At 39.3% G+C, this 25975-nt stretch carries 22 protein-coding genes, 1 tRNA gene, 1 pseudogene and 1 riboswitch; of the genes and pseudogenes, 18 read left to right on the top strand and 6 right to left on the bottom strand.

The window, feature by feature from the left end; all coding sequences use genetic code 11:
• Positions 1-68 precede the first annotated feature (68 nt).
• The 3 genes from NSQ61_RS10000 to NSQ61_RS09990 all read right to left on the bottom strand — a co-directional run bounded on the left by NSQ61_RS10000 (position 69) and on the right by NSQ61_RS09990 (position 1814).
• Positions 69-503 (bottom strand): GNAT family N-acetyltransferase, encoded by a 435-nt coding sequence (locus tag NSQ61_RS10000; RefSeq protein WP_144596591.1) that lies wholly within the window; start codon positions 501-503, stop codon positions 69-71.
• Positions 503-1021, bottom strand: a complete 519-nt coding sequence (locus NSQ61_RS09995; protein ID WP_063387521.1) for a YjcG family protein — start codon at positions 1019-1021, stop codon at positions 503-505. Before NSQ61_RS09995 ends, NSQ61_RS10000 begins: the two co-directional genes overlap by 1 nt.
• A gap of 61 nt (positions 1022-1082) precedes the next feature.
• Complete coding sequence (locus tag NSQ61_RS09990; RefSeq protein WP_340806877.1) at positions 1083-1814, bottom strand: alpha/beta hydrolase; 732 nt, start codon at positions 1812-1814, stop codon at positions 1083-1085.
• Positions 1815-1989: 175 nt separating this feature from the next.
• Here NSQ61_RS09990 and NSQ61_RS09985 point away from each other — a divergent pair, with 175 nt between their 5' ends.
• The 8 genes from NSQ61_RS09985 to NSQ61_RS09950 all read left to right on the top strand — a co-directional run bounded on the left by NSQ61_RS09985 (position 1990) and on the right by NSQ61_RS09950 (position 12121).
• A complete protein-coding gene (locus NSQ61_RS09985) occupies positions 1990-2775 on the top strand; it encodes an ABC transporter ATP-binding protein (RefSeq protein WP_063387523.1) in 786 nt (261 codons plus the stop codon).
• Entirely contained in the window at positions 2759-3517 is a 759-nt protein-coding gene (locus NSQ61_RS09980) for an ABC transporter permease (protein WP_094245366.1), read from the top strand. Before NSQ61_RS09985 ends, NSQ61_RS09980 begins: the two co-directional genes overlap by 17 nt.
• 17 nt (positions 3518-3534) lie before the next feature.
• Positions 3535-4545 (top strand): aliphatic sulfonate ABC transporter substrate-binding protein, encoded by a 1011-nt coding sequence (locus tag NSQ61_RS09975; RefSeq protein WP_063387525.1) that lies wholly within the window; start codon positions 3535-3537, stop codon positions 4543-4545.
• Positions 4546-5862: 1317 nt separating this feature from the next.
• A riboswitch (SAM riboswitch) is annotated at positions 5863-6000 on the top strand.
• A gap of 116 nt (positions 6001-6116) precedes the next feature.
• Entirely contained in the window at positions 6117-7232 is a 1116-nt protein-coding gene (locus NSQ61_RS09970) for a methionine biosynthesis PLP-dependent protein (RefSeq protein ID WP_066248281.1), read from the top strand.
• Positions 7225-8388 (top strand): cystathionine beta-lyase, encoded by a 1164-nt coding sequence (gene metC, locus NSQ61_RS09965; protein WP_340806876.1) that lies wholly within the window; start codon positions 7225-7227, stop codon positions 8386-8388. Before NSQ61_RS09970 ends, metC begins: the two co-directional genes overlap by 8 nt.
• Before the next feature lie 169 nt (positions 8389-8557).
• Entirely contained in the window at positions 8558-9565 is a 1008-nt protein-coding gene (locus NSQ61_RS09960; protein ID WP_144596586.1) for a TAXI family TRAP transporter solute-binding subunit, read from the top strand.
• Between the two features lie 74 nt (positions 9566-9639).
• A complete protein-coding gene (locus NSQ61_RS09955) occupies positions 9640-10158 on the top strand; it encodes a DUF1850 domain-containing protein (protein WP_311067053.1) in 519 nt (172 codons plus the stop codon).
• A gap of 37 nt (positions 10159-10195) precedes the next feature.
• The gene (locus tag NSQ61_RS09950; protein ID WP_340808097.1) at positions 10196-12121 is read left to right on the top strand and encodes a TRAP transporter permease; all 1926 of its coding nucleotides are present in this window, start codon (positions 10196-10198) and stop codon (positions 12119-12121) included.
• Positions 12122-12585: 464 nt separating this feature from the next.
• Here the strand turns inward: NSQ61_RS09950 and NSQ61_RS09945 are convergent, their stop codons facing one another.
• The 3 genes and pseudogenes from NSQ61_RS09945 to NSQ61_RS09935 form a co-directional block, all read right to left on the bottom strand.
• Positions 12586-12801 carry a DUF3006 domain-containing protein gene (locus tag NSQ61_RS09945; RefSeq protein WP_327847680.1) on the bottom strand — a complete coding sequence of 72 codons (216 nt, stop codon included), beginning with the start codon at positions 12799-12801 and terminating at the stop codon, positions 12586-12588.
• A gap of 323 nt (positions 12802-13124) precedes the next feature.
• Positions 13125-13952, bottom strand: a pseudogene (locus NSQ61_RS09940) (ComEC/Rec2 family competence protein); the annotation flags it as partial.
• Between the two features lie 720 nt (positions 13953-14672).
• Positions 14673-14745 (bottom strand) — tRNA-Val (locus NSQ61_RS09935).
• A 458-nt stretch (positions 14746-15203) separates the two neighbouring features.
• On the opposite strand from NSQ61_RS09935, the gene moaA reads away from it, so the two are divergent.
• From moaA to NSQ61_RS09885, 10 genes are all read left to right on the top strand, one after another.
• The gene (gene moaA / locus NSQ61_RS09930; RefSeq protein ID WP_144596582.1) at positions 15204-16223 is read left to right on the top strand and encodes a GTP 3',8-cyclase MoaA; all 1020 of its coding nucleotides are present in this window, start codon (positions 15204-15206) and stop codon (positions 16221-16223) included.
• Between the two features lie 146 nt (positions 16224-16369).
• Positions 16370-17122 (top strand): response regulator transcription factor, encoded by a 753-nt coding sequence (locus NSQ61_RS09925; RefSeq protein WP_063387533.1) that lies wholly within the window; start codon positions 16370-16372, stop codon positions 17120-17122.
• Positions 17123-17133: 11 nt separating this feature from the next.
• Positions 17134-18222 carry an XdhC family protein gene (locus NSQ61_RS09920; RefSeq protein ID WP_340806875.1) on the top strand — a complete coding sequence of 363 codons (1089 nt, stop codon included), beginning with the start codon at positions 17134-17136 and terminating at the stop codon, positions 18220-18222.
• 38 nt (positions 18223-18260) lie between these two features.
• Complete coding sequence (locus tag NSQ61_RS09915) at positions 18261-18557, top strand: hypothetical protein (RefSeq protein ID WP_340806874.1); 297 nt, start codon at positions 18261-18263, stop codon at positions 18555-18557.
• A gap of 186 nt (positions 18558-18743) precedes the next feature.
• The gene (locus NSQ61_RS09910) at positions 18744-21161 is read left to right on the top strand and encodes a xanthine dehydrogenase family protein molybdopterin-binding subunit (protein WP_130157993.1); all 2418 of its coding nucleotides are present in this window, start codon (positions 18744-18746) and stop codon (positions 21159-21161) included.
• The gene (locus NSQ61_RS09905; RefSeq protein WP_063387537.1) at positions 21158-21613 is read left to right on the top strand and encodes an SRPBCC family protein; all 456 of its coding nucleotides are present in this window, start codon (positions 21158-21160) and stop codon (positions 21611-21613) included. The genes NSQ61_RS09910 and NSQ61_RS09905 overlap by 4 nt, the downstream gene beginning before the upstream one ends.
• 585 nt (positions 21614-22198) lie before the next feature.
• Positions 22199-23086 (top strand): FAD binding domain-containing protein, encoded by an 888-nt coding sequence (locus NSQ61_RS09900; RefSeq protein WP_340806873.1) that lies wholly within the window; start codon positions 22199-22201, stop codon positions 23084-23086.
• Positions 23073-23564: a (2Fe-2S)-binding protein gene (locus NSQ61_RS09895; protein ID WP_063387539.1), complete on the top strand. Its 492-nt coding sequence runs from the start codon at positions 23073-23075 to the stop codon at positions 23562-23564. Before NSQ61_RS09900 ends, NSQ61_RS09895 begins: the two co-directional genes overlap by 14 nt.
• A gap of 7 nt (positions 23565-23571) precedes the next feature.
• The gene (locus NSQ61_RS09890; protein ID WP_311067057.1) at positions 23572-25131 is read left to right on the top strand and encodes a class I adenylate-forming enzyme family protein; all 1560 of its coding nucleotides are present in this window, start codon (positions 23572-23574) and stop codon (positions 25129-25131) included.
• A 29-nt stretch (positions 25132-25160) separates the two neighbouring features.
• A complete protein-coding gene (locus NSQ61_RS09885) occupies positions 25161-25949 on the top strand; it encodes an enoyl-CoA hydratase/isomerase family protein (protein WP_327847675.1) in 789 nt (262 codons plus the stop codon).
• Positions 25950-25975 lie beyond the last annotated feature (26 nt).

Here is a 25975-nt window from a genome sequence, read left to right as displayed (position 1 = left end):
CTTTAACACGCTTTCTGACCATTCCAAATGAAAGACCGCAATCCGCGGCCTCGTTTGGTTGTCTTTATTTATGAATGTGGATGTAACGTTTTTTCCATCGTGACATGGGGAATGCCCGCATCCATAAAAATATCGGAAACGGTTTGATATCCATGCTTTTTATAAAAATTTTCTACTTGTACTTGGGCGTTCAATTTTATTTTCTTTAATCCTTTTTCGGCCGCGAGTTTTTCAAGTGTTTCCAAAATGATATTTCCCGCTCCTTTTCCGCGGTATTGTGGCAGAACACAGATCCTCTCGAGCTTTCCGGTGTTGCCAATGACACGAAATCTGCCAGCTCCAACAGGCTGATGATCGTCATAAAGCACGACATGCTCGGCAAAGGCTTCATATTCGTCGGTCTCTATTTCTATCGGAACGTTCTGCTCTTCTACGAATACTTTTTTTCTTACATATAAAGCATCATTTCGTTGTTTTTCATTAATAGCTTTGACTGCCTTCATCAGTCTCGTCCTTCCCCAAGCAGGAATGTTTCATAAACAGTCCATGAGCCGTTTTCTAATTGATATAAAATGTGGAATCGGTCGATCGTTTCCACGTGTTGAATTTTTAACATTTTTAAGCGGCCGAGAACGTCAGAATGTTCATCATCCGATAAATTTTGTCCGATTGTAATGTGAGGGACGAAAGCGTACTCCGGCTCCTCTTTAAATTTTCCTTGATGAAGAAGCTCATGCAATTTTGTTAATTCTGGATTTGGTTCAACTTTTAAATAAATAACGTTATTGACAGGAGCAAATGAACTGAATTTGTAGACGGAGAGTTTAAAAGGCTTAACCTGTTTCGCAATTTTCCTAAGTTCTTTCACAGTGTCGCCAATTTCTTTTTCGTCAGCTTCAAACGGTGCCTTCAATGTTAAATGAGGAGGGACAAGCGCATAATTCGGATCGTAACGTTTCCTATATGAGTTGGCGATGTCTTGCAGCTTTTTTGAAGGAAATAACACAATTCCGTACTTCATTTTTTTTGCCTCCTTGATATTTACTCGTATTCTTTATTATAACAACTTAAAGAATCAATTTTCATGATATAGCAAACATTTTTTTTAATATGTCTTTTAGCAGCGGCTGCCAATATGTCCAGCGGTGATCGCCGTCAAATTCTTCATAAATGCATTCGAATCCTTTATGTACCATTTGTTCATGAAGTTTTTGATTGATTGTATAAAAATCTTTTATTTTCCCATCAGTCGTTTTTACAGCCGTTTCCTGTTTCCCGATTTGATGATAAATAGATAGTAAAGAGGGCTGTGAAAAAGCATCGATCGCTTCTAACACCTTTCCATCCACATATGGTGATTGCATGATCACTTTTCCAAATGTATGCGGATAATGAAGCGCTGCCATAAGCGAAACGGTTGCAGCCAGAGAATCGCCGATAAGCGCGCGGCCTCTTCCTATTGGCAAAAGCGGAAAACGTTCTTCTAAAAATGGAATTAATTCATGAGCTAAAAAACGGATATAACTGTTGAACTGGCTTCCATCGGGATGATATTTTCTTCTTCGATCTTGAATGTCTTTATAAGGAATGCCAACGACAATCAAATCTTCAATCGTTTGCTCCTCCGTTAACTCCTCAACAAAACGCGCGATCCTTCCCAGTTTAAAATAGTCTCCGCCATCTTGAGCAATGAGAAGATGATGATGAGATAATGGAGAAAAGGAAGTCGGCAAATACATGAGCAAAGAAACTTCTTCCCCCAGTTCTTCACTTAAAAACGTTTCTTCTTTTATAGGTGCGACTTTTTGGGCCATACCAATTCCTCCAAAATTGACTAATTACCAGTTAGGCTGGACTTCTCATTATTTTATCACTCTTTTGAAAAGTCTCCAACAAATAAAAAGGTTGACAAAATAAAAAATGCTTATATAATGATAACGACTAATCCGATAAGATAGGTAAGAATGATCATATACTGGGGGAATTACTTTGTCTGTCCAAATTGCGCATATTTCAAAAACATTTCAACATCATGGCGTCTCCCAAACGGTTCTTGACCAAATTGATTTGACTGTGCAGAAAGGAGAATTTGTTTCCATTCTTGGCCCTTCCGGCTGCGGCAAGTCGACGTTATTATCGATTGTTGCCGGGTTAACAGCCCCCACATCGGGAAAAGTGCTGGTAAACGGGAAGGAAGTAAAGGGACCTGGAAGCGACCGGGGAGTAGTGTTCCAACAGGCAGCCCTTTTTCCATGGCTGACAGTTGAGGAAAATGTCATGTTTCCGCTGAAGAAAAAAATGCCGAAGGAAGAAGCGAAAAAAAAGGCGTACGAATATTTGGCCATGGTTCAATTAAGCCAATATGCCAAGCATTCTCCGCACGAGCTTTCCGGCGGCATGCAGCAGCGCGTATCGATCGCAAGAGCTTTGGCGATGGATCCTGAGGTGCTCTTAATGGATGAGCCGTTCGGAGCGTTGGATGAGCAGACGAGATCACGCCTGCACGAAGTGTTGGAAAAAATTTGGATCGATACGAAAAAAACAATTCTATTTGTTACGCACAGCATCCAAGAGTCGTTAAAATTATCGGACCGTATTATCGTCATGGGTACAAGGCCTGGGAGAATTATTGATGAAATAGAAGTGTCTTTTCCGAGACCACGTGATGAATTTAGAAAGCAGCTTGCTGAATATGAAGAGCGCATTCAAAAGCTGTTGAAGTCAGAAATTGATAAAGTAGTGAAAGAGGAAGAAAGTTATGCAGCAGGTCGTTAAACGAATCATTTTTTATGCAGCCGCACTGGGTATATGGGAAGCAATCGTCAAGCTGTTAAATATTAAGGCTGTCGTCTTTCCGGCTCCGAGCGATATTTTTCAGGCATTGTGGAACGGTTTTGCTGATCTAACTCTTGTTTATGATTTGCTGGCAAGTTTTCAGCGGCTGGCAATCGGGCTTGTGATTGCTCTTATTCTTGGAACAGTGTTAGGCGTCGTTTTTGCAAAATCGAAAGTAATTGATGATACCATTGGCTCTTTAATTTTGCCGTTGCAAAGCGTGCCGAGCATCGTTTGGCTGCCTCTAGCCATCATCTGGTTCGGTTTAAATGAAAAAGCGATCATTTTTATTGTCGTGCTCGGTGGAACGCTTGTGATGACATTGAATATGCGGACAGGGATTAAAAGCGTTCCTCCAATATATACAAATGCGGCAAGGACAATGGATTACAGCGGATTTTCTCTGTTTACACACGTGATTTTTCCAGCAGCCATCCCGCATGCAGTAACTGGTGCAAGGCTTGCTTGGGCGTTTGGGTGGAGAGGCCTGATGGGTAGCGAACTGTTAAGCACCGGCCCGGGTTTAGGCTATACGTTAAAATTCGCATCAGATTTTGGCGATATGGCGTTAGTGATGGGCATTATATTTATCATTGCCTTAATTGGAATTTTAGTAGATTTAGTTTTTTTCAGCAGAATTGAAAAGAAAGTGATGAAAAAATGGGGATTGCTTGAACAATAAAGGAGGAAGTTGAGATTATGAAGAGAAAAGGTTTGCTGCTATCATTTATCACCTTGTTGTTAATTGGGATTTTATCTGCCTGCGGAGCCGGCGGAGGGAATGAGGCATCAGGAAAAGAGAAAAGCGGAAAAAATAAAGTAGTCATCGGCTATTTCCCAAATATTGACCATGTTCCGGCGATGATTGCGAAGGAAAAGGGCTACTATGAAGAAGCGCTAGGGGATCAGGTAGAGATTGAATATAAAACTTTTCCGGATGGCGGTGCTTTTATGACAGCGTTGAAAACCGGCGAAATTGACGCCGGGCTTGTCGGTCCAGCTCCTGTCATGAATAACTATTCTAATGGTGCAGACGTGAAAATTATTGCCGGTGCGTCATCTGGGGGTACTGTCGTCGTAGCAAGCAAAAAAAGCGGAATCGAAAGCTTAGATGATATTCATAATAAAACATTCATTACTCCTGGTGTCGGCTGCACTCACGATGTCCAATTTGAAACGTACTTGCAAGATTACGACATTGCTTCATCAAGAATCGGCGGCACATTAAAGCATACAACTGGAAACCCGGCACAATATCAAGCTTTCTTTGAATCGGGAAAAGTGGATTTAGCCGCTGTGCCTGAGCCTTGGGCTTCATTATTAATAAAAGACGGGGCGAAAGTGATTGTCGATACGAAAGATATCGCCTATGGCACAACGCTTCCGAACACTGTTTTAGTGACGAGCAACAAATTTATTAAAGAAAATAAAGATTTAGTTCAAAATATTGTCAAAGCCCACAAAAAAGCAGTCGACTTCATCAATAAAAACAAAGAGGAAGCACGCGATATTGCCATTCAATCGATTAAAGAAATAACAAATCAAGAGCTTGACCCAGAAATTATCGACAGCGCTTGGGAACGTGTCCGCTATACAACCGAAGTGGATGAAAAAGTTCTTCAAGACTTTTCTAACTCTTCTTATGACTTGAAATTTTTAAAAGAAAAACCGGATCTTAAAGGTCTTGTAGATACAAGCTTTTTGAATTAAGTAATAAACCCCCTATACAGAAGCTTTTTGATATTATGTGGCTTCTGGATAGGGGGGGTTATTTTGTTGATGTAAATTCAAGATGGAGCAGTTGTTAAAACAGGGCTTATCCCAAAAGTTGTTTATGACTATGCCTGTATATTGGGATTCCGTTGTTGTGAGAGCTTTTTATCCAAATCGCTCGAATAAGCTCCCGTTTTTTCACATTGTTTGGAGCTGTCCAGAAAGTCAAAATCCATTGAAAACGAATCAACATTTCTAAAACATTAAAGGGGCGTCTATAAGCCGGAAAATCGACTTATTAGACAGCGCCTATATGAATTTCAATTTCTCCATTTGGGCCGTATTTTTCAAAATCATATGTGTAAGCACGCTCTACTTAAACCAGTTTCTTCTTGCTTCCAAATCTTACTCCAAGTTTTAAAAATGCCTTGTTTGTCCGTTTTATCTACTTGAAAAACTTTATTTTCATGTTCCTCGGGATTTCAATTAAAAGCTTCCCCATTATTTTCTTCAATTGCAATGCTTAATAAATAATCTCCTCTGTAGTCGTTTTCATAATCATAATAAATTCCGTACACATTGTTTTGATGATGTTCCAGTTTTTAGAAAGCGTTTTCTCACATAATTTTGATTTGCCCCATCATTTGCTCGTCATGAAAATTATTGGTTCGTATGCTGTCGATCATATACAGCATCATAAACAGTCTTTCCTTTCCATAATATTGATAAAAAAGAGAAGGCGCATCAGTAAAGAATGTTCAGCATATTTTCCAACGGCACGTTTATGTTCATCTTTTTTGCTTCCCAGCTTCACCTGCAAAACAAATATCGCATCTTCGTTTTCTGTTCAGCTGCTTTATGGAGTACGGGTTCGTTTGACAGAAGTTGGCGAAAAATTTATCAAACGATTAGTTTGCCAATACAATCGTTTCATTCACTGTTTATTAAATACTCTTAAAATTTTCCAATTTCTCTAAAGAAGATCACCTCGTTCACAATTTTTCTCCAAATACGACAGCTTCCGAATTGGATATTTATATTTTAAAATCTATTAAAATTTGGGAAGCCTCAGGGGAAAATAAAACCACTTTCATTGAAATGATGGAGGATCAAAGGTGATCCATACAAAAAAATTTCCCTTTTGGCTTTCGCAAAAAAACATTTCAAGAATCGACGGATTATTTAAAGAATGTTCTTATTTTTCTTTAGTTTTACTGAAAATAAATCAAAGTTATCGGAATTGTTGGCAGGAAACGTCTTGAATTTTTTTTAAAACTGAGGTAAAGTTATACCTATCAAAAGTTCATATCGGAATTCTTATCGAGAGAGGCGGAGGGAACTGGCCCGAAGAAGTCTCAGCAACCGGTACAAGGACGGCGGCATGATAACCTTTGTACCAAGGTGCTAAATCCAGCAAGCATTTTGCCGTAAGATATGCTTGGAAGATAAGAAGGAGCCAAACAATAAACGCCTTCTTCTTATGAAGAGGGCGTTTTATTTTTAAAGCCTCCTCTACAGGCAATGAAAGCAGCACATTTTTACTAACTAAAAAAGGAGGAAAGTCAAAGATGAATATTGAAACAGTTTTGGCCCAATTAGGAAATCGAAGTGAAGCTCTTACAGGAACAGTAAGCGCCCCCATTTATTTGTCCACAGCCTACCGGCATAAAGGAATAGGTGAATCAACAGGTTATGATTACACTCGGACAAAAAATCCAACGAGAGAGCTTGTCGAGGACGCCATAGCCAAATTGGAGGGAGCCGATCAAGGATTTGCATTTTCTTCCGGAATGGCAGCGATTCAGACGATTATGGCTTTATTTAAAAGTGGAGATGAACTGATCGTTTCAAAAGATTTATATGGCGGGACATACCGCTTGTTTGAAGAAGAGTGGCGCAAATACGGTCTTTCCTTCCACTATGACGATTTTACGTCTCGCGAATATACGGAATCATTAATAAACGAAAATACTAAAGCGATTTTTCTAGAAACGCCCACTAATCCGCTTATGCAGGAAACATCGATTTCCTCGTTGGCGGAATTGGCCCGGAAGCACAATTTGCTGCTGATCGTTGACAATACGTTCTACACACCTGTTTTGCAGCGTCCGATTGAAGAAGGAGCGCATATCGTGATTCACAGCGCAACGAAATATTTAGGCGGTCACAACGATGTCCTTGCCGGCCTGGTCTGTGCAAAAGGGAAAGAAATTTGCGAAAAATTAGCCATGCATCAAAATGCAATTGGTGCGGTATTATCTCCTTTTGATTCGTGGCTGCTGCTTAGAGGAATGAAAACTTTATCATTGAGAATGGCCAAACATCAGGAAAATGCAAGGGAGCTGGCGGCATATTTAAAAGAGCTTCCTGAAATTGATGATGTATTATATCCTGGCAGAGGCGGAATGCTTTCCTTCCGTGTGAAAAAAGAAGAATGGGTCAACCCGTTTTTGCAGAATCTGAAATTAATCTGTTTTGCGGAAAGCCTTGGAGGGGTAGAAAGCTTTATAACGTATCCAGCTACCCAAACACATGCGGACATTCCGGAAGAAATCCGAATTCAAAACGGTGTATGTAACCGGCTTCTCCGTTTTTCTGTAGGGATTGAAAGCGTGGAGGATTTGAAGGAAGATCTCAAGCAGGCATTGCAAGCAGCTGCGAAAGGGGATTTACTAAATGCATGACCAATGGAGCTTTCAAACAAAATTGATTCATAATAAACATAAGGTTGACCCGACAACTGGTGCTGTCAGCGTGGCGATTCAGCAAGCGTCAACGTTTCATCAGCAAACATTGGATGAATCTTCTGAATTTGACTACAGCCGTTCAGGAAATCCAACACGAAAAGCGTTGGAAGAGGCGATTGCCGAACTGGAAGGCGGAGTGAGAGGCTTTGCGTTTGCTTCTGGGATGGCCGCTATATCAACAGCTTTTCTTTTACTTTCTTCCGGTGATCATGTTTTGGTCACAGAAGATGTGTACGGCGGAACATACCGGATCGTTGCCGATGTTTTATCGCGCTTTGGCATTGAATATACGTTTGTCGATATGATGGACCTTGATGCCGTAAAAGCAAATATACGTCTGAACACAAAAGTGATTTACATTGAAACGCCCTCGAATCCGCTGTTAAAAGTGACGGACATTCGAGCAATTGTGCAGCTTGCAAAAGAAAACGGCTGTTTAACATTTGTTGATAATACATTTATGACTCCGGCTTTGCAAAGGCCTCTCGATTTAGGGGCCGATATTGTTTTACATAGTGCAACAAAATTTTTGGCAGGTCATAGCGACTGTTTGGCAGGATTGGCAGTTGTGAAAGATGAAAAGCTTGGCGAAGAGCTTTACAAACTTCAAAATGCCTTCGGCGCTGTTCTCGGCCCGCATGATTGCTGGCTTGTATTAAGAGGGTTAAAAACACTTCATGTGCGGCTGGATCAATCCGTCAAAACAGCTTCTCAATTAGCAGAATTTTTGAAAAAGCACCCTGCCATTAAAAAAGTGTACTATCCAGGTCTTCACGATCACCCAGGGTCAGATATTCATTTGCGGCAAAGTGTCAACGGTGGAGCGGTTTTATCGTTTGAACTAGAAGATGAAAAAGCGGTCAAGATTCTTGCTGATCATGTTCAGCTGCCTGTTTTCGCAGTCAGCCTTGGTGCAGTTGAATCGATCTTGTCGTATCCAGCTAAAATGTCCCATGCCGCGATGCCGAAAGAAGAACGGATCAAAAGAGGGATAACCGATGGTCTTCTTCGATTAAGCGTAGGGCTAGAAAATTTTGAAGACTTAAAAAATGATTTGGAGTCTGGTCTTTCTACTGTTTTGGCCTATCAATAAATTTTTTCTTACCTTAAATAGAAGACAGGGAGATGTCGAATACCGACAATTCCTGTCTTTTTTTTATGTTGATAATCTAGCTGACATATTATCCCACATTTTTTCATTTGTTCTTTAATATGATAGTAATGCACCCAAAGTCAAACGAATTTAAAAAGGGGGAGTATCAATGATCAAATGGCGAAGCGGACTTATATTCTTAACAGCTCTTCTTTTCATAATGATCATTTCTGCGTGTGGAAATAACAGCGAAGGAGGAAGCAGCAAAAGTGATGGCTCCAATCAAAGCGGGGAAAAGGCAGGAAGCAAGACGTTAAGCATTTTAACCGGAGGCACAGGAGGAACTTATTACCCGCTCGGCGGATCGATGGCGCAAATTATTTCGGAAGAAACGGACTTTAATGCAAATGCACAATCTTCAGGAGCATCAGCAGAAAATATGCAAGCGCTAAAAAATGGTGAAGCTGATATTGCGTTCTCGCAAACTGATATTGCTGCTTATGCATTAAACGGTGAATTGATGTTCAAAGACAATAAAGTCGACAATGTTAAAGCAATTGGGACTTTATATCCGGAGACGGTGCAAATTATTACAACAAAAGATAGTGGCATTCTTTCTGTTGAAGATTTGAAAGGCAAGTCGGTTTCCGTTGGTGCCCCTGGGTCTGGAGTGAATGCAAACGCACAGCAAATTTTAGAAATTCATGGATTAAGCTTTGATGATATTAAAGCGCAAAGCTTATCTTTTGACGAATCAACGGACGGCATTCAATCCGGAAGCATAGACGCTGCATTCATTACTGCGGGGACACCGACGGCTGCAGTTGAATCGCTCTCAGCACAAAAAGAAATTAGAGTAATTCCGATTGCGGATGACAAAATCAAACAATTGATTGAAAAATATCCTTACTATGCTGAAGATACAGTACCAAAGGGGACATATAAAATTCCTGAGGACGTAAAAACAGTCGCTGTAAAAGCGATGCTGGTCGTCCGCGGCGAATTGGATGAAGATGCCGTATACAATATTACAAAAGCGATTTTTGAAAATACAAATAAAATTACTCACGCAAAAGGCAAATTAATCAAAGCGGAGGCAGCCCTTGATGGAATAGGCAATTTGCCGCTTCATCCAGGGGCTGAAACGTATTTTTCAGAAAAAGGAATCCAGCCATAACGCATCAAAGATAGGCCGTTTTAAACGGTCTATCGATTTCATTATATGTAACTCCATTTTAGGCGGGGATTTTCATGAGAGCTAGGATGAAAGCTTTGTTCATCTGTCTTCCCCTTTTTATGACAATCAACGTTTTTTTATTTTTCCTTCCTATTGTAAATGCCATCGCTTTTTATCATGAAGATCAGAATGACTTATTAGGTTATCTGCCTGTCCGTGATGATGACTTGTTTCAAATTCAGTACACTCATTCCATCCATCTTACGGATGTGAAGGAGACATATACATTACGCAATAACAAAATCATTCAGACAGAACTTGAGTATGAAAATTTTGCTGTTGGAATGCCTTCTAATGTGGAAGGGGAGGGGAAATTTTTAGAAAAGGATGGAAAATTTTTTATAAAAAACATGGAGCGAGAATTTTCCTATATTGATTTGAGAATTGGACAAGTACAGGCCGATCACCGAATCGTTTATCAAGGTAACAGCTACAAATTGGCGGATTTTTTTGGACCCGGCTCATGGGTAAGAATAAAACCGGCAAAAATCAGTATTTGGCAGCAGGTGAAAGGAGTGAATATTCGTGAGTAAAGAGAAATTTGACGTACTGTCAGAAGAAGAGCAGCAAATGCTGCTTGAAAAATATGATCCTGAAGCAGGAACGAGGAAGCTAAAAGGCGTGTTGGGCGGCATCGCATTTGCCGGATTATTGGCATTTTCGCTGTTTCAGTTGTATACATCAATTTTCGGTGTTTTTACAGCGCAAATCCAGCGCTCTGTCCATCTCGGTTTTGCGCTTGCTTTGATTTTTCTTTTGTTTCCGGCTAATCGAAAAAAGAGGAAAGAATATAAATTTCAAGTGGCTTGGTATGATATCATCCTTGCGCTTTTAAGTATTGGCGTTGGAGCATATTGGCCGCTGTTCATTGATGACATTGTAATGCGCGTCGGAATATTGACAGAAACGGATTTTTATATCGGAATTTTAGCTATTTTACTAGTTTTAGAGGCAACAAGGAGGGCGGTTGGGCTGCCGATTACGATCATCGCGCTGCTTTTCTTGGCGTATGCCTATTTTGGTCCTAGCATGCCTAACTTTCTCCAGCATAGCGGTCTTAGTTCTGAACGAATTGTTCAAACTATGTTCTTTACAACCGAAGGGATTTTAGGAACTCCGCTAGGCGTGTCATCAACCTTTATCTTTTTGTTTCTCCTTTTCGGCTCCTTTTTAATTAGAACTGGGATTGGTCAATATTTTAATGATTTGGCCGTTGCCGTTGCAGGGCGCAGAATTGGCGGTCCTGCAAAAGTAGCTATTTTTTCCAGTGCCCTTCAAGGAACGATCAGCGGAAGCTCAGTTGCCAATGTCGTCACATCCGGCGCGTTTACCATCCCGATGATGAAAAAGCTTGGTTATAACAAAGATTTTGCAGGAGCGGTGGAGGCTTCTTCATCTACAGGCGGTCAGTTAATGCCGCCGGTTATGGGAGCAGCTGCGTTTTTAATGGTTGAATTTATCGGGAACGGCATTACGTATTGGGACATTGCCAAAGCGGCAGCTATTCCGGCTATTCTATATTTTGCAGGGATTTGGATCATGACTCATTTTGAAGCAAAGCGAATCGGTTTAAGAGGCTTGTCAAAAGAAGAAATGCCGAATCGGAAAGAAATTTTGAAAAAACTGCATTTGTTAGCCCCGATCGTTGTTATTATTATTTTGCTAATGTCAGGAGTGACCGTTACACATGCTGCCATTTATTCGATATGTATTTCGATTGTCGCTGGATTTTTAAATCGTGAGAATCGGATGACATTTAAGGATATTGTATTAGCGCTCGTCGACGGCGCCCGTACAGCGTTAGGGGTTGCGGCAGCAACAGCCGCTGCTGGAATTATTGTCGGCGTTGTGACGAAAACCGGGCTTGGTTTGAAGCTTGCCAACGGGCTGCTTGATATCGCCGGGGGCAATCTCATTCCGACATTAATGCTAACGATGATAGCTTCGTTGATACTTGGAATGGGTTCGCCGACTACAGCGAACTATGTTATTACCTCAACGATTGCTGCACCAGCGATTATTTTGTTGGGGGTACCTGATCTGTCTGCACATTTATTTGTGTTTTACTTCGGGATTATTGCCGACATTACACCGCCAGTTGCTCTTGCAGCCTTTGCCGCAGCCGGTGTATCAGGAGGAGAACCGATCCGAACGGGAATTCACTCTTCAAAATTGGCAATCGCCGCCTTTATCATTCCGTATATTTTCGTTTTGTCTCCGCAAATGTTAATGATTGATACGACATGGCTTGGAATTTTATGGGTAGTCTTTACGGCGTTTTGCGGAATGATCGCAATTGGAGCCGGGATGATCGGATATTGGATGAGAAAAATGCATTTGATTGAACGAATTGCCGCGGTCGTGGCCGGGCTGTTGCTGATTTATCCAGAACGTTTTTCAGACATAACAGGTCTCATCATTTTCATCGCATTATATGCGTTTCAATATATATGGAAATACAAAGCTGATCAAAAAGTGAAAGGTGAAAGCATTTAAAGAAGACAGGTTGTCATGGAAGAATCGATCCATTGATTAGAACATGATTCAGTCTTCTTACAGGCGGAATCATTGAGACGCAGAATAAACGCGGAGAGCAATTCACATTGGAACGAACAAAATCAGGATAAAATGTCGGAGAGACAGAAAGGATGTGTTGGAATCAATCCATTAATTTGCAGAAGGCCGATTTATTTTTATGCTGCAAAATTCAAAATGTTGTTTAAGAAAAACCGCTTTATGTCACGAATAGGAGGGAAATGGAGCGGCATTTCAACCTAGACGGCAAAATGAAATCCGATAGAACACGAAAATTTAAATCTATAAAAACCAAGCATAGAGGAAAAAATGAATGATCAGCTCTATAGGCGCGATTCTAAAACGGCAAAAAATAATGAAGTGGAAGCATCATTTGACACTTCCACTTCAATCATATTTGCTTGGAATCTTAATTGAAAAAACGATTAATCTTCAAACAATTCGTCCATTAACTCTTCAATTTCTTGTCTTCGTTTGCTTGTTTCTTGTTTATCGACATAATAACGGTTATTTTTCTGAATAATTACATCTCCCGTTTCTGCATTTTTAGGCAACTGGCTTTTTGAAATTTCGATTATTTTGCCGTTTTCATCTTCGCAGACTGCGATGTCATTTTCAAATCGATCAATAATAAATTTCATAATGTCCCACCTTATCTAGGAGTGAAAGATGTTTGTGCTTTATAAGTTTTGTTTTTATAAGTGGCTGATACATCGATTTTAACAGTATAACCTTTTGCAGCACGGCCGATTTTTACCGACAATGGCTTGCCAATAGTACCGGTATAAGTGGTGTTTTTGCTTTTGTATTTAAAAACAGCTTTATATTTTGTTCCGTTTGGCAGCCCTTTTACATTCAGTATTATTGTTGAGTTTTGCTTTGGAGTTTTGTTATCGACACTTGCTGTTAATTTGTAGCTAGTTGGTTTGCTTGCTGCACCGGACGATGCCGCTTTTACATTAAAGGAAAGATTGGAGCCGTTCGTTGTTGCAACAATATGGCCTTGTTTATCCGTTCTAAAAGTGTTTATTTTGTATGTTTTCAGCCGATTGATCACATCTTGAGTAGGATGGCCGTATGAGTTCTTGCCGACGGAAATGACGGCATATGTCGGTTTTACTGAGTTTAACAGCGATGTGCTTGTAGATGTTTTGGCGCCATGGTGTCCTACTTTTAGGACGTCAGCTCGCAAATTTTGTTTAGCTTTAATCATATCCGATTCTGCTTTAAGTTCCGCATCGCCAGTGAAAAGAAATGATTTTTTACCGTAAGTAAGCTTTAAAACAGCACTCCAGTTGTTTAAGTCGCTTTTTGGATATGCTTTGACAGGCCCAACGAATTTTGCGGTAACTCCTTTGATCGGCAAAGCAACATTTGCTTGAGCGGTCTTTATTTTTTTGCCTTCACGCTTAACAGCATTTAAAAAATCTTTGTAGCTTTCCGTCGTATGGCTGACTTTTGGCGCATACACCTGCTCTACTCGAAAAGCAGATAGCACAGTGTCCAGACCGCCAATATGATCTGCGTCCGGATGAGTTGCAATCATTATTTCGATATCATCCACTTTTTGCTTTTTCAAATAATTAACAACGTCATCTCCATAACTGTTATTTCCACCATCAATGAGAATATCTTCTCCATTCGGAGCTTTTATGTAAATTGCGTCTCCTTGTCCGACATTAATAAAATGAACATACATATTTTTTGCCTGAGCGCTTGTTGTTTCGTGAAACGGGATCAGCAAAAAAGAAAATGCAAACACTATCGAAAACAATAGTTTACGTAATTTCATCAAAATCCCTCCGAGTACTGAATAGATCAAATTGATTATACAGCGTGGTAGGAAAAATTTACAAGATTTAATTTAGAAAATTTTATTTTTTTTACAGAAAATTAAATTTTCTAGTCTAATTGAACTAAAGTCTCATCCGATTTTTTCATGCCGAAAAAAGAAGCCGACCCAAAAGGCTTGGATCGGCCTAAAACAGACAAAGGTCTGTACATTTTTAATTTTGTTGAAATCTGGTCATCCCAAAATTTAATTTTTCAAACGCAACTGTTGGTGAATGGAGGAATCAAAAAGTTTAAGTAAAAAAACTAGTTTGCATATTTTAAAACAAGGAGAAACGTAATTTGTTAAAAACAATTGATAAGAAGATTAAATAAAACATTGTGTTGCTAATTATTGTGGTCGCCATTCGGTCGCCAAATTCGTCGCCAATTAGCTCGCTGTACCTAACTTTATTTAAAGTTAAAACATATTACACAGTCAAAAAAGGTGAATATAACTAAAATTGTTAAAAAATACAATATAGCGGCAAGAAAACGGAAAATTTGAATGATATAAAAGGCGTAAACAAAATTTACATTTGAAAAAAATTACAAGTTAAATAGTCTGTTGAATAAACCTGATATTTTAATGTTTCGCCGTTAAAAAGTCAGTAAAAAAAGAGAAAAAGAAAACGCGATTCTTGTATTTCACAAGAACCACGTCTACTAAGGTTTTTAATGATGATTCCGACTGGGCTCGAACCAGCGACCTCCACCCTGTCAAGGTGGCGCTCTCCCTGCTGAGCTACGGAATCATATTAACAAAACAGATGAATTTCTAATGCGTTTTTTTGACAATATCTATTGTAATGTTGTTATAAAAATATGTCAAGCCTCAATATGCAAGTTTTTTTACTTGCTGTAGTTTTTAATCAATGATAAGCTCTTTCTGGTCTTAGAATCTAAATTGATAAAAGGAAGTGCTTTTAATAGAAGCACAAATGTTGAGAATTATAAATTATGCGAAACGACCAACCGAATTACCGGGCGGTTTTTGTTTCTGATTGACGACAAAGTGTAACAGTAGTTATTTTTTCGTTTTATCTAAATAATCTGTAAGGAGTCCTCTTTGTTATACAAAATGATAGGAAAGAAAAAGGAGTGTCCTTTTGCCATTCATGCAATATTTTTGAAATCGTTTTAATAATTTGATAGGATAACATTTATAATATCGATCATTTTTGAAAATCCTTATAAAGGAATGTGATAAAAAATGAAAAAAGACCAAGTCTTGGATCAGAGGCACCGCCCTTTGCGCGATTTGCGTATTTCTGTAACCGACCGATGCAATTTCCGGTGCACGTATTGTATGCCGAAAGAGATATTCGGAGACGATTATCAATTCCTTCCGAAGGATCACTTGTTGACGTTTGAAGAAATTGCCCGGCTCACGAAAATTTTTGTTGAGCTTGGCGTGAAGAAAATTAAGCTGACGGGAGGCGAACCGCTTCTTCGAAAGGATGTATATAAACTAATTGCCATGCTTTCAAAAATTGAAGGAATTCATGATATTGGTTTGACAACAAACGGCGTGTATTTAAAAAAGTATGGCTCAAAATTGTATGAAGCAGGTCTTCGTCGATTGAACATCAGCCTTGATGCAATTGATGACGATACGTTTCGCCGTCTAAATGGCCGAGATGTATCAGCAAAAACGGTCTTGGCAAATATTGATTATGCTGTATCGATCGGTTTTTCGGTTAAAGTAAATATGGTTGTACAAAAAGGAGTAAATGATCACCAAATTTTGCCGATGACGGAATATTTTAAAAACAAGGGGATTCCATTAAGATTTATTGAATTTATGGATGTAGGCAATACAAACGGCTGGAATATGAAAGATGTCTTGATAAAAAAAGATATCGTAAAGATGATTAGTTCTGTTTATTCCATTGAACCAATTGATGAAAACTACTTTGGAGAGGTAGCCAAGAGATATCGTCATCAAGACACAGGTTCAGAAATCGGATTTATTACATCAGTATCAGAACCATTTTGTTCAAGCTGTACGAGGGCGCGTATTTCATCAGACGGAAAGCTGTACACTTGTTTATATGCCCACGAAGGATTTGATTTACGGGATTTCATTCGTTCAGGAAAAAGTCCAGAAGAAATCAAAATGGCTATTGAACGTGTTTGGCAAAATCGTAAAGATCAATATTCTGTTGAACGTACAGAAAACAAAGGTATGTTGAACAAAAATAAAATTGAGATGTCATATATAGGAGGATAAACAATCGGCGTTTGGTGATGAAATGCTGATTGTTTTTTTATTTTTTTAGAAAATTCGAAAGAGAAAAAATTAAAATTGAAATCGCAAAATTTTTAAACCATTAAAATACATTTTTATCTAATATATAGAAACAAGGAGGGGAGCAATTGGCTGATGTATTAATTGTTGATAATGATAAATCTGCTCGGAAGGATTTAAAGTCAATTATTGAAGATAGTAAATTCAGCTTTCTTTCCATTTATGAAGCAAGTACATCTCAACGAGGTATGATCCTTTTAAAGCAAAATCGACCGACTATACTCATTGTGGATATCTCCTTGCCAGATATAGACGGTATCAAATTAGGGAGATCAGCGTTGCAACTGTATCCAGATTTGCCCGTGATTGTTGTGACTCAGTTAAAAATGTTCGAGTTTGTTCAGGAAGCGATCAACTCAGGTTTTTCAGCTTATTTGTTGAAACCGCTTTCCAAAAATGAACTGCTTGATACATTTGAGCGGATTTTGCCCCAAGGATTAAATAAAGAAATTAATCAAACCATCAATGGTAAAAGTCATTTTTCCTCTGACTTAAAAAATCCGATCGAAAGTGCCATTCAGTTTATTCAAATGAATTATGGTTATGCTCTTACTCTAAAAGAAGTGGCAAATCAAGTATATTTAAGTCCATCTTATTTCAGCCGATTGTTTAAAGAAGAAGTTGGTATGACATTTGTGGAATATTTATCGTTTGTTAGAGTTCAAAAAGCTAAAACGCTGCTTAGAGTTTCGAGTCTTCCGATTGAAATTATCGCTAACAATACCGGTTTTTCAAATGCAAGCTATTTTGCAACCGCTTTTAAAAAATTGGTTGGGAAGACGCCAAGAGAGTATCGGGAGCAGTTTCATTTTAAAGAATAGGAGGTGAAGTCGTGATTACGATTAAAAAGGAATTGGAACGCTGCAAAAAGGAAGGGTTATCAGGTGTTATTGGAACCATTATTTCTACAAAAGGATCTACCTACCAAAAGACAGGGGCAAAATGCTTCGTATCAGAAGATCGAAAGCTAACAGGTCTTTTAAGCGGAGGCTGCGTCGAAGCAGATATTGTAGAACATGCTGTAAAAGTGCTCGAAACGGGTAAGCCGGCAGTTCTCCACTATGATTTTTACGGAGAAGAGGATATTGTTTGGGGACTTGGTGTCGGCTGTAATGGGAAAATGAACATATTTTTACAACCATATCTGCCAAAAAAGCAGCCTGAAAGGACAGAAGTGATTGATCAATATTTTTCTCAATCCCTCCAAAAACAATTACACGCTGTCACGATCGTGAATGCGAAAGATGAAAATCTTCAAGGAAAAATGTGGATCCTAGACCCTTTGCAAAGTAATGACGACTCACTTATTACCGTTTCTGAAATTGCTCATGATTATCAAGATCGGAAAAACAATTTAAAAAATGAAATGGTTTATTTAGGTGGTGAAAAAGAATTGTACGTATATTATGAATCATTAAGTCCACCACCACACTTAAAGATTTTTGGCGCAGGTCCTGATGCCATTCCGCTTGTCAAAATGGCGAAAAGCTTGAAATGGATTGTGACTGTTCTTGACCATCGTCCTACTTATTGCAATGAAAATAATTTTCCTGATGCTGATTTTATCCAAGTTTATCCTAAAGGGTCTGTTCCTGACGTTTCGTTTAATGAAAACACATATGTCATTATAATGACACACAATTTTTTACACGATCAAGAAATATTAGAATCCATCATTCATTCAAATGCGGCTTACATTGGTCTATTAGGTCCGAAAAAAAGAACTGCCCAATTAATTGAAAGCAGCCAAACTCTGAAGGCTCATCCTTCTATTCAGCAAATTCATAGTCCTATCGGTCTTGATATTGGAGCGAAAACACCGGAAGAAATTGCCTTTAGTATTTTGGCTGAAATTATGACGGTGTACAGAGGCGGAACAGGAAAGAAATTATCAGAGCTGGCGGCAATGGCTTATTCCTAAAAAAAGATACATCAGTCATAAAGGTGAAAAAACATATTTTGTTGAGTGATATCAGCTGCAGTTTTTTCAAAGCGGATGGTCAAACACAATCTATTAATTCCATCTATTGGAAAGGTATTAACCAAAATACCGTGGATGAAAGTAAAAAACCTCAGTTAAGCGGTATTGCTGCTGTCTTAACTCTGAACGGAAGTTTCTATGAAATAAGTAAACCGATTGGTTTTGGGAGATATTATCAATCAAGGCTGATTACATTGCTAAAAATAAGATTAAAAAATGCATCTGACAAGACTGACACCGTTGTTGCGTTATTGTGCCGTGATTCAATGCTATGAAAGAAATGGGAACCTGTTTATTGTTCAAGCAAAATATCGAATTAAAAAGGTCATCCAGTTCTTTAAAGGGATGAGCCAAAAGGGCAAAAATTCGTAATGATATTTGTTTTGCTGCGATCGCAATATCCTCAAGTTGTTGAGTCACCACAAAATTATGAGAGATTTCTTCGGAAGGAGGTAAGTTAAATGAGTAAAGTGATTGGGAAAAGAGTGACGCGTGTTGAAGATGCTAGATTATTGACTGGTCAGGGAAAATATATTGATGACATCGGTACCCCGCCGAATACTGGTCATGTGGCCATTTTAAGGAGCCCTTATCCGCATGCCAAAATTGTGTCTATCGATTATTCGGAAGCCTTAGAAATTCCTGGAGTAAAGGGTGTTGTAACAGGTAAGGATGTACATCCTCTATTAAATCCTTTTAGTGTTGGCGTCAGTGCTCCAGTACACTATTATCCAATTGCTATTGATAAAGTTCGTTTTGTAGGTGAGCCAGTAGCAGTTGTCGTGGCAAAAAACCGATATATTGCGGAGGATGCGTTAGAAAAAATTAAGGTGAAATATGAAAATCTTGAACCAATTGTAGATATTGAACGTGCGCTCGAAAAAGGAGCACCTATTTTACATGAAAATGTTGGTTCAAATATCGCTAATCATCGAACTTTTCATTATGGAGATGTAGAGAAGGCTTTTGAGCAGGCCGACAAAATCATCAAGCATCGTTTTCATTTTCCGAAATATTCTGCAACACCAGTTGAAACATATGGTATTGTCGCCCAATACGATCATAGCTCTGATAGTTATACAGTTCACGCAAACTTTCATGGACCGTTTGTACTTCATTCGATTATGGCAGGTGCATTAAAAATTCCAAGCAATCGGTTGCGGATTATTATACCAAAAGATATTGGCGGCAGCTATGGAATTAAGGCAGGAATATTCCCGTATATCGTTCTTTGTTCCGTTGTAAGCCGTCTCGTAGGCTGTCCAGTGAAATGGATCGAGGACAGGCAGGAGCATTTAGCAGCTAGTTCAAGCTGTACGGATCGAGTCACATATATTGAAGCAGCAGTAAAAAATGACGGAAAAATACTCGGATTAAAAATGAAAATGATTGACAATGTTGGTGCATATATCCGGGCACCAGAGCCGGCATGTCTGTACCGGAATCATGCTAACACAACCGGTGCCTATGATATTCCAAACTTAATGATTGATGCGTATGCCGTTATGACGAATAAATTGCCAACAGGGCTTATACGCGGATATGGGGGACAAGAAACGTATTTCCCTCTTGAACGGATCATGCAAATCATTTCAGATGAATTAAAATTAGAGCCAGCTGAAGTGATCAGACGGAATTTAATTAAAAAAGAACAATTTCCATACAGAACGGCATCTGGTGGAGTGTATGACAGCGGCGACTATGAAAAAGCATTTGACCTGTTATTAAAAATCGGTAAATATGATGAATTCAGAAAAAAACAAGCTGAAGCACGCAAGAGGGGAAAGCTTCTTGGTGTTGGCCTCGCTGTTATCGTTGAACCATCCGGTTCGAATATGGGGTACATTACGATCGCCTTAACTCCAGAGGAAAGAAAAGCAGGATTGCCGAAATCTGGTTGTTCAGAAGCGGCGACGATTTCGATGGATCCTATGGGAAATGTGAATGTGCGCATTAGTACAACACCGTCCGGACAAGGGCATGAAACGGTCGCTAGCCAAATCGTATCGGAAATTCTCGGAATTCCGCATGAAAAAATTAATGTTGTAGCTGAACTTGATACAGCAACAAGTGCATGGTCCATTGCTTCTGGAAGCTATTCCAGCCGGTTTGCGTCACTCGGATCAAGTGCAGTGTACTACGCAGCACATAAGGTAAAAAATAAGCTTATCAAAATTGCTGCACATTTTTTAAAAGCTAAGGAAGAAGATTTAACAATTGAAAAAGGCAACATTGTTTCCAAAACCGATCCATCTAAATCTATTTCTATAAAAAGGGTTGTTGGATCAGCCCATTGGAATCCGCTTTCTTTACCAGAAGGGATGGAGCCTGGAATTTATGAAACAGCCTATTATACAGCCCAGGCTGAACCGCCGGATGACCAGGATTTAATTAATTCATCGGTTACGTATGGATTTGTTGCTGATTTAGTGACAGTTGAAATTGATCCAGAGACGGGTGACATTCACATTCTTGATTATTTCACGGTTCACGATGCAGGAAAACTATTAAATCCGCTTATTGTCGATGGACAAATATTGGGAGGCCTAGTCCATGGGCTTGGCGGCGCCATGTATGAAGAACTCGTCTACGATGAAAAAGGTCAGTTTTTAACTGGATCGTTTATGGATTATTTATGTCCAACAGCGCCTGAAGTACCAAATGTAACGATCAAACATATCGAGACGCCGTCACCACTTACACCATTAGGCGCTAAAGGTCTTGGAGAAGGAAATACAATGAGTGCACCTGTTGTCATTGCAAATGCAGTAAATGATGCGTTGAAGCCATATGGTGTGACGATTGATTCATTACCAGTAACACCAAATAAAGTATGGAACATTTTGAATCAGTCTAAAAAACAGGAGGTTTCATCATGAACGGAAAAGGAAGCGTAACATTAAATGCAGGAATTGAAAAAGCATGGGAAGTGCTGCTGGACCCAGAGGCATTAAAAAATTGCATTATGGGCTGTAAAAAATTAGAGCCTGTCAATGAAAACAAATATGAAGCGGAAGTATCTATTGGAATTGCTGCTGTGAAAGGAAAATATGAATCAACCATTGAAATTGCTGATGTTCAAAAACCGAACCATTATAAGCTCGTTGTAAAAGGGGAAGGCGGACCAGGAAGTGTTGAAGCAGCAGGAGTTGTTGATCTTGTTCCAATTGACGATAACAAGACGGAATTGAACTATACGTATGAAGCGGAAGTTGGCGGAAAAGTGGCAATGGTTGGGCAAAGAATGCTAAATGGTGTAGCTAAATTAATCATTCAGGACTTCTTTAAAAAGTTTAATAAAGAACTAGCGAAAAGCGAACAATCTATTTAAATAGAGAAAATACTAGTCAAGCACAAAAATCAAAGGAATTGGAAATTCCAAATCCTTTGAACTGCAAGATCATACTGTGAGTGGACGCAATGAAAAGGTCGATTGAGTCTTCTGCACCGATAAGAAAATCTGGCTGTCTTTTGAATGGAGTTTGCTACATTTAGCATCTTTAAAGCGATTTTTGCCCTTTTCCTGAAAATAACCCCTTTCATGTAAGGATCTGTGGAAAGGACTATTCGGGATGTCCCCAGTCCACTTGTTGATCAATCACGAGAACTTGCTCTAATCCATGCTGTCTGGAAGCTGTCACATTCAGCATTGGTGGCAAGAGGGAACAAGATTGCGGGTTAGAAGCTCGAACAAGAGCTGGAGAAACAGACTTTATAAGTAGTCATAGCTGATGGATTTCTCCCAATGATCCTTAATACTACTATCTAGGGGCATCACGAAAATCTACCCCTAAAATGGAACTTTTTCAGATAGTGCCAGTTAGCAACACTATCTGAAAAAGTTATCAAAGAGTCTAACTGGAAAATGCCTCTCTCTAAAGAGGATTCTAAAAATACTAAACGAGGAGGGGAGTATATGAAACCCGTAAAATTTGATTATTATTCCCCGAAAACAGTTGATGAAGCTTTAACACTTTTAGAAGAAGCAGGATTTGACGGGAAAATCATTGCCGGTGGTCAAAGTCTTGTACCAATAATGAACATGAGACTATCATCGCCAGAATGTTTAATTGACATTAATCAGCTTCATGATTTGCAATTTATTGAGTTTGATAGTGACAAAGTTAAAATTGGTGCGTTAACGAGGCAGGCGGAAGTTGAAAGTTCAGATGTAGTTCAGAAGCATTTAGGGCTTCTAAGTGAAGCGGTTCCCTTTATTGGGCACGTTCAAACGAGAAATCGGGGAACATTTGGGGGAAGTCTTGTTCATGCTGACCCAACAGCTGAAATTCCTCTTTCATTGATGGCGCTCGGAGGGATCCTTCATATTGCTTCTAAAGAAGAGGTGCGAGAAGTAAACGTCGAGGATTTCTTTATTACTTATTTAACAACTGACATAATGCCAAATGAGATGCTGACGGAAATTCACATTCCTATAGAACAAGAAAGAAATGGATATTCATTTTATGAAATTTCTCGTCGTCACGGTGATTTTGCACTCGTTGCCTCTGCTTGTCAATTAACGATTGATCATTTAGATCGCATTACAAATGTAAGACTTGTATTAGGCGGTGTTGAAGCAACGCCATTGTTAATAGAAGGGGCAAACGAATGGATGAAAGGAGAGGTTTTATCTGACTCCCTTCTCCAAAAAGTCGAGGATATAGTGGATGAAATGGTAGATCCAGAGTCAGATATACACGCAACTGCTGAATATAGAAGACATCTTTCGAAAAAATTGGCAGTGCGTACGGTGAAATCAGCCTACGAACGAGCGAGGGGTGAAGCCAATGAGCGTTCATGAAATTGAAGTGACGATCAACGGGAAAAAGTATAAAGAACAAGTTGAGTCAAGATTGCTGTTAAGTGATTTTTTACGAGAAACGTGCGGTCTCACTGGCACGCATGTCGGCTGTGAACATGGTGTGTGTGGCGCTTGCACGATCCATTTAAATGGTTCAGCTGTTCGAAGCTGCCTTATATTTGCGGTTCAAGTGGATGGGCAGGAGATCACGACAGTAGAAGGTTTGGGAGAAGACGGTCAATTAACTCCATTACAAAAAAATTTCATTGAATGTCACGGCCTTCAGTGCGGGTTCTGTACACCTGGAATCTTAATGTCAGCAACTGACTATTTACAAAAAAATCCGAATCCTTCCGTTCAAGAAATAAAAGAAATGCTATCAGGACATTTATGCCGATGCACGGGTTATGTTGGAATTATAGAAGCAATTCAAAAAACAGTTGAAGAAAATAGTAATCATGCTCGGGTGGAAAGGTGATGATGATATGAACCTTTTAACTCTTTTTGAATTTGCTGTTGAGCGTCATCCAAATCGACTTGCTGTTGTAGAAGGAGACAGAAGGTATACGTACAGGCAATATCATAACGAAGTGGAAAAAGTCGCTGCTTCACTTCAAAAAATCGGCATTAAACAGCATGACCGCGTTATGATTCTTTTAAAAAATCGTCTTGAAAATACGGTGATTTATTGGGCGCTGCAAAAAATTGGAGCCATTTACACTCCAATTAATTTTCGGCTTTCGGTGAAAGAAGTTGAGTATTGTGTAAATGATGCTGAGGCTGCTGCTGTCGTATACGAGAGCGTAAGCCAAGAATCCGTGCTGAAAGCAAATCTGCACCAAAAACCGATACTTATTGGATTCGGCGAAGTAGAAGGAGCTGATATCTACTATGATGAGCTTGTTGAAAGAAGTCCTGGCAGCTTGGAAAAGCCAACGATAGATGATAACGATATCGCTCTTATGCTTTATACGTCCGGAACAACAGGAAAACCGAAAGGAGTTCCTCGAACGCACAAAAATGAATATAGTGCAGCGCTAGCCCATATTATTCAAAACCAATATCAAGATGGGGAAAGTACATTAGGGACAATGCCGCTTTATCACACAATGGGAATGCGCTCCCTTCTATCTATTATGTTTTTAAATGGAAAATATGTTATTCTGCCTGATTTTGATGCAAAGGAAGCGTTGGAATTAATAGAACGTGAAGAAATTACATGCCTTTACTTAGTACCTACGTTATATCACGATATGTTAAATCACGCTGAATTTCATCATTTCGATTTGTCTAAGTTGAAAAAAATTGGTTATGCAGGCGCTTCTATGACAACAGCTTTAACAGAAAAATGTATTGAGATGTTAAAGCCTGAAGTGTTTGTGAACCATTTTGGCAGCACTGAAATTTACACATTTACAATAAACCATAATGTGAAGGAAAAACCAGGATGTGCCGGTAAGCCAGGCTTTCATCAGAGTATCCGCATTGTTAAGGCAGATCCTGATGGCAATGCAACTCCAGAGGATGTAGTGGAAAAAGGAGAACTGGGAGAAATCATTGTCAATATTGAATCACCAGAAAGCTTTAAAGGCTACTGGAATAGGCCAGATGCTACAAAAAAAGCCATTCGGGATGGATGGTATTTTACTGGAGACCTTGGCAAATTAGATGAGGATGGAGATTTATATGTCGTCGGACGTGTCGATGATATGATTATTTCCGGCGGAGAAAATATACATCCTCTTGAAGTAGAAGATGTTTTAGCCAAGCATCCGAAAGTGCATGAAGTTGCTGTAATTGGTGAAGAAGATGAGCGCTGGGGCCAAGTTGTTTCTGCCTATGTCGTACCAAAAGATCCGTCACTTACCATACAGGAACTTGACGATTATTGTAAAAATAATACAAAACTTTCAAACTTTAAACGTCCAAGAAAATATGTATTTATTCAAGAAGTACCGAAAAGCCCTGTTGGGAAAATTCTCCGTCGTAAACTCAAAACGGGAGAATTTGAACTATATATAAATGAAAGTGAAAAAATCGTTTAATTTTTTCAAAAAGAAAGGGGAACCAAAACATGGAAGCAGTAAAACAATATGATCACATTCGAGTTGAAAAAAATCCGGAAAAAAAGACGGCAACAATTGTTTTCGACCGTCCAGAAAAAATGAATTATATTAGCATGCTAGCTCGCTCGCAATTTCCAGAAATTTTTGATGAGTTAAATAAAGACGATGATGTTCGCGTCATCATTATTAAAGGTGAAGGAGATAAGGCATTTAGTGCAGGAGGGAATATCCCTGAATTTTTGGAAGTGCATCAAGAAGAATTATCACATCTTGCTGTAAACGTTGCAGCACCAGAACGTTCTCCAAAGCCTGTCATTGCTCAGCTTCAAGGCTATACGTTTGGAGTCGGTTTTGAAATTGCTATGGCATGTGATTTTCGAATTGCAGCAGACGACACATTATTAGCACTGCCTGAGATGAATCTTGGTATGATTCCAGGAAGCGGCGGAACACAAAGGGTGGCCAAAGCAGTAGGATTAACTCGCGCAAAAGACATGATTATGCGTGCACGAAGAATTCCTGCTGAAGAAGCGTATCAATGGGGCCTTATTACAAAGGTTGTTCCAAAGGAAGAACTAGAAAGCGCTGTCGATTCACTCGTTGAAGAGCTTGTAAACTTCTCTCCGCTTGCATTAAAAGTATGTAAACAAGTGCTCAATGCAGCCGAAGAAACACCGCTTAGTGCAGGAATTGAAATAGAAGGAAAAGCCTATGGATTGCTTCGCACTACAGAAGATTTCAAAGAAGGCGTCGAAGCATTCGTCGAAAAAAGAAAGCCGAATTTTAAAGGCAAATAAGACGGAAACTTCGGGAAACGGCGAGC

The sequence above is a fragment of the Aeribacillus sp. FSL K6-1121 genome, assembly GCF_038003725.1.
In the GTDB taxonomy this organism is placed as follows: Bacteria; Bacillota; Bacilli; order Bacillales; family Aeribacillaceae; genus Aeribacillus; species Aeribacillus composti.
Note: the sequence above shows the minus strand (reverse complement) of the source record. Positions and strands in the feature narration are given on the sequence as shown.